Source organism: Rathayibacter sp. PhB151 (assembly GCF_004366415.1).
In the GTDB taxonomy this organism is placed as follows: Bacteria; Actinomycetota; Actinomycetes; order Actinomycetales; family Microbacteriaceae; genus Rathayibacter; species Rathayibacter festucae.
The window spans coordinates 130,411-143,437 of sequence record NZ_SOEN01000010.1 but is presented as its reverse complement, the minus strand read 5'-3'; the positions used below and the strand labels follow the sequence as shown (position 1 = coordinate 143,437).

Genomic DNA, 13,027 nt, shown 5'->3' with positions numbered 1-13,027 from the left:
GGGCCGCTGATGACCGGCACCGAGGCGAGCGGCGAGGCGAGCGGCGCTGTCGCGACCGCCGCTCCCGGCGCCGACGGGCCCGATCCCGACGCCGCGTCGCCCGGCTTCCGGGCCGACCAGCTCGTCGGCTTCCGCATCGGCGTCACCTCCGACCGCCGCTCCGAGGACCTGATCGCCGCCTTCGAGCGCCGCGGCGCCGACGTCACCCACGCGCCGACCATCCGGATGCGCGGCGTCGACACCGAGGGCGTCCTCGAGGCGGAGACCCGCGCGATCGTCGCCGCGCGCCCCGACGTGCTGCTCGCGACCACCTCCTACGGCATGCGCCGCTGGCTCGAGGCGGCCGACGCCGCCGGCCTCGGCGACGACCTGACCGACGCGCTCTCCGACGCCCGGATCCTCGTCCGCGGCCCGAAGGCGCGCGGGGCGATCCGCGCCGCCGGCCTCGACGACCACGGCATGAGCGAGCGCGAGACCACCACCTCCCTCGTCGACCTGGCCCTGCGCGAGGGCGCCGCCGGCCGCACCGTCGCGGTCCAGCTGCACGGCTTCACCGACCCGGCGCAGCTGCAGCGCCTCACCGACGCCGGCGCGACCGTGCTCACCGCCGCCCCCTACCGCTGGAGCGCCCACGAGGACTCGGCCCGCGTCCTCCGGCTCATCGAGGCGATCTGCTGCGGCGGCCTCGACGCCGTCACCTTCACCAGCGCGCCCGCCGTCGAGGCGCTGTTCACCGTCGCGGAGGCGGCCGGCCGGCTCGACGAGCTCCAGGCCGCCTTCCGCGAGACCGTCGTCGCGGCCGCCGTCGGCCCGGTCACCGCGGCGCCGCTCGTCGAGGCGCAGATCCTGCCGATCGTCCCCGACCGGTTCCGGATGGGCGCGCTCATCCGCCTCACCTGCGAGCACCTCGAGCAGTCCGCCCCCCGCCTCGACACCGACTACGGCCCCCTCGAGCTGCGCGGCCGGCACGCCCTCCTCGCCGGAACCCGCGTCGCCCTCACCCCCGTCGCCCTCGCCCTCTTCCGCACCCTCGTCGCCGCCGAGGGCGCCACCGTCGCCCGCGCCGTCCTCGCCGCCGCCGCCCCCGAGCCCCTCGACGACCACGCCGTCGACGTCGCCATCAGCCGCCTCCGCCAGGCCCTCCCGGAGCCGCGCCTCGTCGCCACGGTGATCAAGCGCGGCTTCCGCCTGTCCGTTCCCCGCTAGACCCGCCGGCGGTTCGGCTTACGTGTGGCCGTCATTCGGCACTTTCTGCTGGAATGCGGGGGGCGAAGCAGCAGAAAGTGGCGAACGGGTCAGGGGGCCGGGCGCCAGCCCGCGTCGAGGAGGCGGGCGCGGACGCGGGCGGCGCAACCTGCGGGGTCGCGCAGGAACGAGGCCGCGGCGATGCGGACGATCGAGAAGCCGGCGGCCGCGAGGCGCTCGTAGCGGATCAGGTCGCGGTCCCACTGCACGCGGTCCGTGCGGTGCTGGTCGCCCTCGTACTCGCCGCCGACCTTCCAGCGCGGGTAGAGCGTGTCCAGCCGGCCGATGAAGCCGGCCGCGTCGTGCACCGGGACCTGCAGCTCCGGCTCGGGCATGCCCGCCTCGAGGAGCGCCAGCCGGAACTCCGTCTCCTTCCGCGACTCCGCACCTGAGCGGACGAGGGTGAGCGCCCGCCTGGCAGCGGGAGCTCCCGGTCCGCGGTACGCGGCGACGCGAGCCTCGAGGGCGCCGCGGGCGACCCACGGTCGACGGTCGCCCGCGGCCTGGCGGAAGGGCTCGCGGAGGAGCGCGTCGCCGACCGCCACCAGGTCCGCGAGCCGGAGGATCGGCGCGAGGTGGCAGAACAGGCTCGCGCCGTCGGTCAGGCGGAGCCCGTGCCGGACCACGGCGCGCACCTCCGGATCGGCGATCGAGTGGCCGATCACGCCGCGGCGCCTCGGCGCTCGCCCTGGGTGGCGGACGGCCACGTGGAGCGGCTCGTCGTCCTGTTCGCGCGGGAGCTCGAGCGGCCAGAGCCTGGCGGCGGTGAGGTGACTGAAGACGACGCCGTCTCCGAGCACGGTCGAGAGCGCCCGCGCCCGCGCCGCGACGGTCGTCGCCGATCCTCGCGGCACGCGGACCCCCGAGAAGGGAGCCTCGAGGTCCGCTGCTCTCAGCCGGGCGCCCGATACCCCTTCCGTGCCGGCGCGAGCGGTCGAGAACGGCCGTCCTTCGAGCTCGCGGGGGAGAGGTGCAGGTCGACGCATCGCAGCAGAGTGCCCGGTCCCGAGCCCTCCCCGCTCGAGTTCTCCACAGGCCGACCCATGAGCGCACCGCTGCCAGACTGGAGCGCATGAGCAGCGGAGCCCAGAGAGTGATCATCGCGCCCGACTCCTTCAAGGGGTCGGCGACCGCCGTCGAGGTGGCGGAGGCGCTCGCCGAGGGCTGGCGCGGCGAGCGGCCGGACGACGAGCTGGTGCTCGCGCCGATGGCCGACGGCGGCGAGGGCACGGTCGACGCGTTCGCGGTCGCGGTGCCGGAGGCGCAGCGCCACGCGCTCACCGTGGTCGGGCCCGACGACCGCCCCGTCGAGACGGCCTGGCTGCTGCTGCCGGACGGAACCGCGGTCGTCGAGCTCGCCTCCGCGAGCGGCATCACGCTGCTCGAGCCGCTGCGCCCGCTCACCGCGCACACCCGCGGCTTCGGCCGGGCGATCGCCGCCGCGCTCGACGCCGGCGCGCAGGCGCTGCTGCTCGCGATCGGCGGCAGCTCGTCCACCGACGGCGGCGTCGGGGCGCTGCGCGAGCTCGGCGCGCGCTTCCTCACGGTGGCCGGGCACGAGCTCGGCGACGGCGGCGGCGCGCTGCACGAGCTCGCGGTCGTCGACCGGCACGCGCTGCGCCCCGTCCCCGCCGGCGGCGCGCGGATCCTCAGCGACGTCACGAACCCGCTGCTCGGCGACTCGGGGGCCGCGCACGTCTTCGGACCGCAGAAGGGCGCGAGCCTCGACGACGTCCTCCGTCTCGACGACGGCCTGCGCCACCTCGCCGCGCACCTCGACGCGGACCCGGAGGAGGCGGGCACCGGCGCGGCCGGCGGCACCGGCTTCGGCCTGCTCGCCTGGGGCGCGCGGCTGGCTCCCGGCTCGGCCGCGGTCGGCGAGGCGCTCGGGCTCCCGGCGCTTGTCGCGGGTGCGGACGTGGTCCTCACCGGTGAGGGGCGCTTCGACGCGCAGTCGATGGCGGGCAAGGTCCCCTCCTACCTGCTCGGGCTGGCGGAGGCGGCGGGCGCCCGCACGATGCTGGTCGCCGGGGCGATCCAGGCGCCGACCACCGCGTTCGCCGCGGCGGGCTCGCTCACCGAGGCGGCGGGGTCGGCGGCGGCGGCCATCGCCGATCCGCTGCCGCACCTGCGGGCCGTCGCGGCGGAGCTGGCGCGCCGCGCGTCCTGACGGCGCGTGACGGCGGTGTCGGCCCTGCCGGTGCGGCTGCCCGAGTGCTCGGGGCGGTGCGTGACGGCTGCGTGGCGACCCGCCGCGGCCACTCCGACGGCGTCCGTCCGCACCCGCGGGTGTCGGTGGTCGGCCGTAGCGTCGAGCCATGGATCTCGCAGCACCCCGACCCCTAGATGTAGTGGTCGGCGTGCGTCCCGGCACCCGCATGTCGGGCATGCCGACACGCCGGGGAGCGTTGTACCCAGGGAACGGATCGCGACTGTCCACAGCGGTGGATAACTCCAGAAGATCCGCGTCCTTCCGCGGGTCCGCGGGCCCCGGCCTGTGGATGGATCGGGGGAGGACCGGTGGATAACTACACGGATGTAACTACTACTCCTAGTGGGCTGCCGCCGGGCCGCCCACTATATGTAGTATTGCTGAGCAGGTCGGGCCGAGAGGCCCATCGGCACCGCCGCTCGGTCTCCGAGCGCCCCGCACCACTCCACATCAGAACTCCCCACGACCGCCTCCCCGCCCGCCCGGACCCCCGGCGCGGCACCGGATCCGGCCCTCGGGACACCTCCTTCCGAAAGGACGACACCCATGGCTGTGACGGTCTACACCAAGCCCTCCTGCGTGCAGTGCACCGCGACCTACCGGGCCCTCGACAGCAAGGGCATCGACTACGAGATCTTCGACCTCTCCGTCGACGAGAAGGCCCTCGACGCCGTCAAGGCCCTCGGCTACCTCCAGGCGCCGGTCGTCATCACGGACGACGATCACTGGTCCGGCTTCCGCCCCGACAAGATCTCCGCCCTCTGAGCCGTCTGAACGGCGATCTGCGGCGTTGTCGTCAGGCGCCGTAGCGCCGCTACGGCTTCCTCCTCCGCCTTGCAGCTCACCGTCCAGCCGCCTCAGAGCAGGTGCCGACGGTGATGCGGCGGCAGGAGCAGAGCACACAGCTTCGCCGGTCCGGGTGCGCAGGTTCTGCCCCGGGCCGGCGGAGGATCCGCGGGAGCGGGTCCGCAAGCGCCCGCGAGGGCGGACGACGGAAGGACGGGGGAGGCGCGCGATGAGCGGACTCGTGTACTTCTCGAGCAGCTCGGGCAACACCCACCGCTTCATGCAGAAGCTCGGGCGGCCCGCGCAGCAGATCCCCCTGCACTCCCGGCGGGACGGCGCCGCGGTCGACACGCTCCACGTCGACGAGCCGTACGTGCTCGTGCTCCCTACCTACGGCGGGGGCAACGGCGGGGGAGCGGTCCCCAAGCAGGTCATCCGCTTCCTGAACGTCCCGCGCAACCGCGCCCTGCTCCGCGGCGTCATCGGCGCCGGCAACACCAACTTCGGCGAGGCCTACTGCCTCGCCGGCGACATCATCGCCCGCAAGTGCGAGGTGCCGCATCTCTACCGTTTCGAAGTATTCGGCACACCCGACGACGTCCGCGCCGTCGACGAAGGATTGGACTCGTTTTGGACGCAGCAGTGATCGACGCCCCCCGGGACGCCGCGCAGATGGACTACCACTCGCTCAACGCGATGCTGAACCTGTACGGCCCGAACGGGGAGATCCAGTTCGACAAGGACCGCGAGGCGGCGCGCGAGTACTTCCTGCAGCACGTCAACCAGAACACCGTCTTCTTCCACTCCCTCAAGGAGCGCCTCGACTACCTGGTCGAGAAGGAGTACTACGAGAAGGCCGTCCTCGACCAGTACTCGTTCGACTTCATCCAGGAGCTGAACGACCTCGCCTACTCGAAGAAGTTCCGCTTCGCGACGTTCCTCGGCGCCTTCAAGTACTACACGTCGTACACGCTGAAGACCTTCGACGGGAAGCGCTACCTCGAGCGCTTCGAGGACCGCGTCGTCATGTCGGCCCTCGGCCTCGCCCAGGGCGACGAGAAGCTCGCGATCGCCCTCGTCGAGGAGATCGTCGCCGGCCGCTTCCAGCCCGCGACCCCCACCTTCCTCAACACGGGCAAGGCGCAGCGCGGCGAGCTCGTCTCCTGCTTCCTCCTCCGCATCGAGGACAACATGGAGTCGATCGCCCGCGGCATCAACTCCGCGCTGCAGCTCTCCAAGCGCGGCGGCGGCGTCGCCCTCTCGCTCTCCAACATCCGCGAGGCCGGCGCCCCGATCAAGCAGATCGAGAACCAGTCCTCGGGCATCATCCCCGTGATGAAGCTCCTCGAGGACAGCTTCAGCTACGCGAACCAGCTCGGCGCCCGTCAGGGTGCGGGAGCGGTCTACCTCTCGGCGCACCACCCGGACATCCTGCGCTTCCTCGACACCAAGCGCGAGAACGCCGACGAGAAGATCCGCATCAAGACGCTCTCCCTCGGCGTCGTCGTGCCCGACATCACGTTCGAACTCGCGAAGAACAACGAGGACATGTACCTCTTCTCCCCGTACGACGTCGAGCGCGTCTACGGCCTGCCCTTCGGCGACATCTCGATCTCCGAGAAGTACCGCGAGATGGTCGACGACCCGCGCATCAAGAAGACCAAGATCTCGGCGCGCGAGTTCTTCCAGACCATCGCGGAGATCCAGTTCGAGTCGGGCTACCCCTACATCGTGTTCGAGGACACGGTGAACAAGGCGAACCCGATCAAGGGCCGCATCAACATGTCCAACCTGTGCTCCGAGATCCTCCAGGTCAACACCCCGACGACCTACAACGAGGACCTCTCCTACAACAGCATCGGCAAGGACATCTCCTGCAACCTCGGCTCGCTGAACATCGCGCTGACGATGGACTCGCCCGACTTCGGCCGCACCATCGAGACCGCGATCCGCGGCCTCACCTCGGTGTCCGACCAGTCGCACATCACCTCGGTGCGCTCCATCGAGGACGGCAACGACAAGTCGCACGCCATCGGCCTCGGCCAGATGAACCTGCACGGCTACCTCGCCCGCGAGCGGATCCACTACGGATCCGAGGAGGGCATCGACTTCACCAACATCTACTTCTACTCGGTGCTCTTCCACGCCCTGCGCGCGTCGAACAGCATCTCCATCGAGCGCGGCACCACCTTCGAGGGCTTCGCCGACTCGAAGTACGCCTCGGGCGAGTTCTTCGACACCTACACCGAGAAGGAGTGGGCGCCCGCCACCGAGCGCGTCTCCCGCCTCTTCTCCGAGGCCGGCATCGCCGTCCCCACCCAGGACGACTGGCGCGCGCTCAAGGCCTCGGTCATGGAGCACGGCATCTACAACCAGAACCTGCAGGCCGTCCCGCCGACCGGCTCGATCTCGTACATCAACAACTCGACGTCCTCGATCCACCCGATCGCGTCGAAGATCGAGATCCGCAAGGAGGGCAAGCTCGGCCGCGTCTACTACCCGGCGCCATTCATGACGAACGACAACCTGGAGTACTACCAGGACGCGTACGAGATCGGCTACGAGAAGATCATCGACACATACGCCGCGGCGACGCAGCACGTCGACCAGGGCCTCTCGCTCACGCTGTTCTTCAAGGACACCGCGACCACCCGCGACATCAACCGCGCGCAGATCTACGCCTGGCGCAAGGGCATCAAGACCATCTACTACATCCGTCTCCGCCAGCTCGCGCTGGAGGGCACGGAGGTCGACGGCTGCGTCAGCTGCATGCTGTAACGTCCCCCGTCGATCCCCCGACAGTCTCGAACGACCTACCCGCACGAAGAAGAGATCATGACTCCCCCTGAGAAGCTCAAGCTGGTCAGCCACGTCGACGCCATCAACTGGAACCGCATCCAGGACGACAAGGACGTGGAGGTCTGGAACCGCCTCACGAGCAACTTCTGGCTGCCCGAGAAGGTCCCGCTGTCCAACGACATCCAGTCGTGGAACACGCTGACCCACGACGAGCAGCAGCTCACGATGCGCGTGTTCACGGGCCTGACCCTGCTCGACACCATCCAGGGCACGGTTGGCGCCGTCTCGCTGATCCCCGATGCGCTCACCCCGCACGAGGAGGCCGTCTACACGAACATCGCGTTCATGGAGTCGGTGCACGCGAAGTCGTACTCCTCGGTGTTCTCGACCCTGTCGAACACCCAGGACATCGACGAGGCGTTCCGCTGGTCGGTCGAGAACCCGAACCTGCAGAAGAAGGCGTCCATCGTCATGGACTACTACCGGGGCGATGACCCGCTGAAGCGGAAGGTCGCCTCCACGCTGCTGGAGTCGTTCCTCTTCTACTCGGGCTTCTACCTGCCGATGTACTGGTCCTCGCGGGCCAAGCTCACCAACACCGCGGACCTGGTGCGCCTGATCATCCGCGACGAGGCCGTGCACGGCTACTACATCGGCTACAAGTTCCAGAAGGGACTCGAGCTGGTCGACCAGGCCAAGCGCGACGAGATCAAGGACTACACGTTCTCGCTGCTCTACGAGCTCTACGACAACGAGGCGCAGTACACCCAGGACCTCTACGACCAGCTCGGCCTGACCGAGGACGTCAAGAAGTTCCTGCACTACAACGCCAACAAGGCCCTGATGAACCTCGGCTACGAGCCGATGTTCCCCAAGCAGGTCACCGATGTGAACCCCGCGATCCTGTCGGCCCTCTCGCCCAACGCGGACGAGAACCACGACTTCTTCTCGGGCTCCGGCTCCTCCTACGTGATCGGCAAGGCCGTGAACACCGAGGACGAGGACTGGGACTTCTAGGCGCATGCGTTGCTCGCCTAGCAAAGGCAAAAAGATGAGGGGCGACCTCGCTAGACGAATTGTCAGCGAGGCCGCCCCTCGTGCGCGAGGTCCGCCTTCGCACGACTGATCGAAGCTTGAATCTCACAACTAAGATTGGATACTTCTAAAATGACCACTGGACTTCACCGGCCTAAGGGCCCTGGAGACACATGGAAGACCGGCCAGCGCGTACCTGAACCAGGACTGTGGGCTGATCAGTACGGCGAAGTTACGCGCTTCAGTCAGGGTGCCACATTTCCGCCCTGTATTGATCGCAAGGGAGAATGCGCCTTTAGGCACATTGTTGAACCAGCCGTTGCCGCGGCTTAGATCAACTTTGTAGATTCCTGAATGATCAATTAGAAGAGGGGCGTGGGTCTATGACTCACGTCCCTCTTTTTGCGCTAGCCGGTCTACTGCTGCAAGCAGCAAATCGCCCGAATAATTTCTCGATCGTGACGACTCGTCGAGGCTAACACTGCTCGTCGGGCTCGTCCAGCCGGTGGCGAGTTTCGTGGTGCGTCACAGCGGCAGCCGCATCAGCACGCGCGGGAAGCCGTTCAGCATCGAGCTGGTGTCGGCCGCGTGGGAGAAGCCGGCCCTCTCGAAGAGGGCCCGGGTGCCGACGTACGCCATCGTCTGCTCGACCCTCGTGCCGGCGTTGTCGACGGGGTAGCCCTCGATCGCCGGGGCGTCGTGCGCGCGGGCGAAGTCGACGGCGCCGGCGAGCAGGGCGTGCGAGATCCCGCGCTTGCGGAAGCCGGGGCGGACGCGGATGCACCAGACGCTCCAGACGTCGAGGTCGTCGACGTGCGGGATCCTCCGGTTCTTCGCGTCGCTCGTGTCGGCGCGGCGGTGCACGGCGGCCCAGCCCGCCACCTCGCCGCCGTCGTAGGCGAGGACGCCGGGCGCCGGATCCTGCGCGACGAGCTCGCGCATCCGCTCGCCGCGCGCCGGGCCGCGGAGGGCGTTGTTCTCGGTGGAGGAGAGCAGCCGGTAGCTCAGGCACCAGCACACGCTCGCGTCGGGCCGCTTCGGGCCGTTCATCGCGGCCAGGTCGTCCAAGACGGTGGCCGGGCGCACCTCGATCGTCATGGCGGCAGCCTCCCACCGCGGCGTCTCCTCGGCAAGGCGCTCGATTCACCACTCCGGCGCATGAATCGCACCAGCACCCCCTGTTGGACGGCGCACAGGCGGCGCCCGTACCGTGGTCGAGGTATCCAACGAAGGAGCACTCCCTTGAAGCACGTCCCCCTCGGCGCCTCCGGCCTCGACTCCCCGAACGTCGTCCTCGGCCTCATGCGCATCCCCGACATGACCGACGACGCCATCCGCGACCTCGTCCGCACCGCCCGCGACTCCGGCATCGACTTCTTCGATCACGCCGACGTCTACGGCGGCGAGCTGCACCGCTGCGAGGAGCGCTTCGCCGAGGCGCTGGCGCTCACCTCCTCCGAGCGCGAGCAGGTCGTCCTGCAGACCAAGGCCGGCATCGTCGGCGACGGCCCGTACTTCGACTTCTCCTACGAGCACCTGATGCAGTCGGTCGAGGGCTCGCTGAAGGCGCTGCGCACCGACTACATCGACGTGCTCCTGCTGCACCGTCCCGACGCGCTGGTCGAGCCCGACGAGGTCGCCCGCGCCTTCGACGAGCTGCACGCCGCCGGCAAGGTGAAGCACTTCGGTGTCTCCAACCAGACGCCGTACCAGATCGAGCTGCTCAAGAAGTCGCTGAACCAGCCGATCGTCGCGAACCAGCTGCAGCTCTCGATCACGCACTCGCCGATGATCGCGCAGGGCGTGGCCTCGAACATGATCGCCGAGGACCAGTCGGTGATGCGCGACGCGGGCATCCTCGACTACTGCCGCCTCAACGACATCACCGTGCAGGCCTGGTCGCCGTTCCAGAGCGGCTTCTTCACCGGCGTCTTCCTCGACAACCCCGAGTACGGCGAGCTGAACGCGGTCCTCGACCGCCTCGCCGCCCAGTACGACGTCCCGCCCCTCGCCGTCGCGACCGCCTGGATCACCCGCCACCCGGCGAAGATGCAGGTCGTCCTCGGCACGACGAACGAGCAGCGCGTGCGCGATGCAGCCCTCGGCTCCGACCTGCCGCTCACCCGGCCGGAGTGGTACGAGCTGTTCCGCGCCGCGGGCCACATCGTCCCCTAGAGCTCCCACCCCGGAGGAACGCGCGTCGGCGCACAGGGAGGCACGGACCGGACAGGGCCCGTGCCTCCTCTCCGTCTGCCCCCTCTCCGCGAGATGCCACTTGCGTACGCGACACGCCGCGGAAGGCGTGCACAAGTGGCATCTCGCGGGCGGGAATAGGGGAGGGCCCCCTGCGTTGAACTTGAGTGCAAGTGACTCAACTCTTTCAGGAGGACTGGTGCCCGACAACTACAACGAGGCCGGAGCGAGCTCGTTCGACGACTTCCTCGCCCGCTACCTCGACGGTGAGCGCGCCCGCGCGGCGCGGTCCATCGACCTCAGCCGCTTCCTCAGCGCACGCACCCAGAGCATCCTGCAGTCCGCAGGACGCTTCGCCCTCGAGCGCGGCCAGACCGAGCTCGACGCCCTGCACGTGCTGCGGGTCCTCGTCGACGACGAGGCCGTGTCGCAGGCGGTCCGCCGCATCGGCGTCGACCCCGGCGCCATCGCGACCGCCACGGAGGCGCGCCTGCCGCAGGCGAGCGAGGCTCCGGCCTCACAGAACGCGGCGACCATCACCCCGAGCGCCCAGCGCGCGCTCTTCCACTCCTACCAGGTCGCCCGCTCCAGCGGCTCGACCTACATCGACCCCAAGCACCTGTTCTTCGCGCTCGTCCTCGGTCAGGACGCGCCCGCCGGGCAGGTCCTCGCCCGTGCCGGGGTGACCGCGGAGGCGCTCACCCAGGGCCTGCGCGAGACCGTCGCCGGCGAGCAGCCCGTCCCGGAGCAGGGCGCGCCCGCGTCCGAGACCCCGATGCTTGACAAGTTCGGCACCGACCTCACAGAGCTCGCCCGCGAGGGCCGGCTCGACCCGGTGATCGGCCGCTCCGACGAGATCGAGCAGGCCGTCGAGATCCTCAGCCGCCGCACCAAGAACAACCCGGTGCTCGTCGGCGAGGCCGGCGTCGGCAAGACCGCGGTCGTCGAGGGCCTGGCCCGCGCGATCGTGGCCGGCGAGGTCCCGGAGCAGCTGCGCGACAAGCGCGTCGTCTCGCTCGACCTGCCCGCCATGCTCGCGGGCACCCGCTACCGCGGCGACTTCGAGGAGCGCCTCACCTCGACGATGGACGAGATCGCGGCCCACTCGGGCGAGCTGATCGTCTTCATCGACGAGGTGCACACCGTCGTCGGCGCCGGTGGCGCGGGCGAGGGCGGCATGGACGCGGGGAACATCCTCAAGCCCCGGCTGGCCCGCGGCGAGCTGCATCTGATCGGTGCGACCACGCTCAAGGAGTACCGCACCATCGAGAAGGACCCGGCCCTCGAGCGCCGCTTCCAGCCGGTCCGCATCGGCGAGCCGAGCATCGAGGACGCCGTGGCGATCCTGCACGGCCTCCGCGGCGCCTACGAGGAGCACCACCGCGTCGCCTTCACCGACGACGCCCTGCGCGCCTCCGTCGAGCTCTCCGCCCGCTACCTGCCCGACCGGGTGCTGCCCGACAAGGCGATCGACCTGATCGACCAGGCCGGCGCGCGCCTGCGCCTGAAGCTCGGCGCGGGGGTCGACACCGACGCGCTGCTCGCGCGGCTCGCCACCCTCGAGGGCGACAAGAACGCGGCCGTCTCGGCCGAGCACTACGAGGAGGCGTCGCGCCTGCGCGACGAGATCACCGCGGTCCAGGCGTCGCTCGACGCGGCGACCGCCGGCGGAGCCGTCTCGCAGGAGGCGGTCGTCGGCGAGGCCGAGATCGCCGCGGTCGTCGCCCGTGCCACCGGCATCCCGGTGTCGCGGCTGACCGAGGGGGAGCGCGACCGGCTCGCGCAGCTCGAGACCGAGCTGCACCGGCGCGTCATCGGCCAGGACGCCGCGGTCGCCGCGGTCGCCCGCGCCGTCCGCCGCAGCCGGACCGGGATGGGCGACTCCTCGCGGCCCGTCGGCTCGTTCCTCTTCCTCGGCCCGACCGGCGTCGGCAAGACCGAGCTGGCCCGCACCCTCGCGGGCTCGCTCTTCGCCGACGAGCAGTCGGTGATCCGCTTCGACATGAGCGAGTTCGGCGAGCGGCACACCGTCTCGCGACTGGTCGGCTCCCCTCCCGGGTACGTCGGCTACGACGAGGCCGGTCAGCTGACCGAGCGCGTGCGCCGGAACCCGTACTCGGTCGTGCTCTTCGACGAGATCGAGAAGGCCCACCCGGACGTCTTCAACCTGCTGCTGCAGGTGCTCGACGACGGTCGCCTGACCGACGGTCAGGGCCGCACGGTCGACTTCCGGAACACGGTGATCATCATGACCTCGAACCTGGGGTCGGAGTTCCTCGCCTCGCGCTCCGGTGCGCTCGGCTTCGTCGCGCAGAGCGACGAGTCGGCCGAGGGCTTCGCCTCGGAGAAGGACCTGCACGACCGCGTGATGGGCCGGCTCCGCGAGGCGATGCGGCCGGAGTTCCTCAACCGGATCGACGAGATCGTGCTGTTCCGCCGGCTCGGCCGCGCGCAGCTGCGCGAGATCGTCGGGCTGGTGCTCGCGGCCAGCCGTGCGCGGCTCGCCTCGCGCGACGTCTCGCTCGAGGTCACCGAGGCCGCGGTCGACTGGCTCGCCGAGCACGGCTACGAGCCGCAGTACGGCGCCCGGCCGCTCCGCCGCCTGGTGCAGCGCTGGGTCGACGACCGCATCGCCGACCTGTTCGTCTCCGGCGACGTGACCGACGGCGGCGCCGTCCGCGTCGACGCCGTCGCCGGCGACCTCGTCGTCACCTCAAAGGCGACCCTCCCCCTGGCAGCCTGACCCCGCACCGTCTG

General features: G+C 70.3%; 10 protein-coding genes. 8 read left to right on the top strand and 2 right to left on the bottom strand.

Annotated features, from left to right (window positions below):
• Positions 1-9 precede the first annotated feature (9 nt).
• Positions 10-1,206, top strand: coding sequence for a uroporphyrinogen-III synthase (locus EDF35_RS17620; RefSeq protein WP_133963281.1), 1,197 nt, complete (start codon positions 10-12; stop codon positions 1,204-1,206).
• Positions 1,207-1,295: 89 nt separating this feature from the next.
• Here EDF35_RS17620 and EDF35_RS17615 read toward each other — a convergent pair whose 3' ends face one another.
• Positions 1,296-2,099, bottom strand: a complete 804-nt coding sequence (locus EDF35_RS17615; RefSeq protein ID WP_208323097.1) for a hypothetical protein — start codon at positions 2,097-2,099, stop codon at positions 1,296-1,298.
• Positions 2,100-2,317: 218 nt separating this feature from the next.
• Between EDF35_RS17615 and EDF35_RS17610 the strand changes: the two genes are divergently transcribed.
• The 5 genes from EDF35_RS17610 (at position 2,318) to nrdF (ending at position 8,059) form a co-directional block, all read left to right on the top strand.
• Positions 2,318-3,415 (top strand): glycerate kinase, encoded by a 1,098-nt coding sequence (locus EDF35_RS17610; RefSeq protein ID WP_133963280.1) that lies wholly within the window; start codon positions 2,318-2,320, stop codon positions 3,413-3,415.
• A 588-nt stretch (positions 3,416-4,003) separates the two neighbouring features.
• Complete coding sequence (gene nrdH / locus EDF35_RS17605; protein ID WP_123447771.1) at positions 4,004-4,222, top strand: glutaredoxin-like protein NrdH; 219 nt, start codon at positions 4,004-4,006, stop codon at positions 4,220-4,222.
• 250 nt (positions 4,223-4,472) lie between these two features.
• Positions 4,473-4,889 (top strand): class Ib ribonucleoside-diphosphate reductase assembly flavoprotein NrdI, encoded by a 417-nt coding sequence (nrdI, locus tag EDF35_RS17600; RefSeq protein ID WP_123447770.1) that lies wholly within the window; start codon positions 4,473-4,475, stop codon positions 4,887-4,889.
• Positions 4,890-4,915: 26 nt separating this feature from the next.
• Positions 4,916-7,021 (top strand): class 1b ribonucleoside-diphosphate reductase subunit alpha, encoded by a 2,106-nt coding sequence (gene nrdE / locus EDF35_RS17595; RefSeq protein WP_123447869.1) that lies wholly within the window; start codon positions 4,916-4,918, stop codon positions 7,019-7,021.
• Positions 7,022-7,078: 57 nt separating this feature from the next.
• Entirely contained in the window at positions 7,079-8,059 is a 981-nt protein-coding gene (gene nrdF / locus EDF35_RS17590) for a class 1b ribonucleoside-diphosphate reductase subunit beta (RefSeq protein WP_123447769.1), read from the top strand.
• 543 nt (positions 8,060-8,602) lie between these two features.
• Here the strand turns inward: nrdF and EDF35_RS17585 are convergent.
• On the bottom strand, positions 8,603-9,175 hold the full coding sequence (locus tag EDF35_RS17585; protein WP_133963279.1) for a GNAT family N-acetyltransferase: 573 nt from the start codon (positions 9,173-9,175) through the stop codon (positions 8,603-8,605).
• Positions 9,176-9,319: 144 nt separating this feature from the next.
• Here EDF35_RS17585 and EDF35_RS17580 point away from each other — a divergent pair, with 144 nt between their 5' ends.
• Both EDF35_RS17580 and EDF35_RS17575 read left to right on the top strand, forming a co-directional pair.
• The gene (locus tag EDF35_RS17580; protein ID WP_260303443.1) at positions 9,320-10,252 is read left to right on the top strand and encodes an aldo/keto reductase; all 933 of its coding nucleotides are present in this window, start codon (positions 9,320-9,322) and stop codon (positions 10,250-10,252) included.
• A gap of 217 nt (positions 10,253-10,469) precedes the next feature.
• Complete coding sequence (locus EDF35_RS17575; protein ID WP_133963278.1) at positions 10,470-13,013, top strand: ATP-dependent Clp protease ATP-binding subunit; 2,544 nt, start codon at positions 10,470-10,472, stop codon at positions 13,011-13,013.
• Positions 13,014-13,027 lie beyond the last annotated feature (14 nt).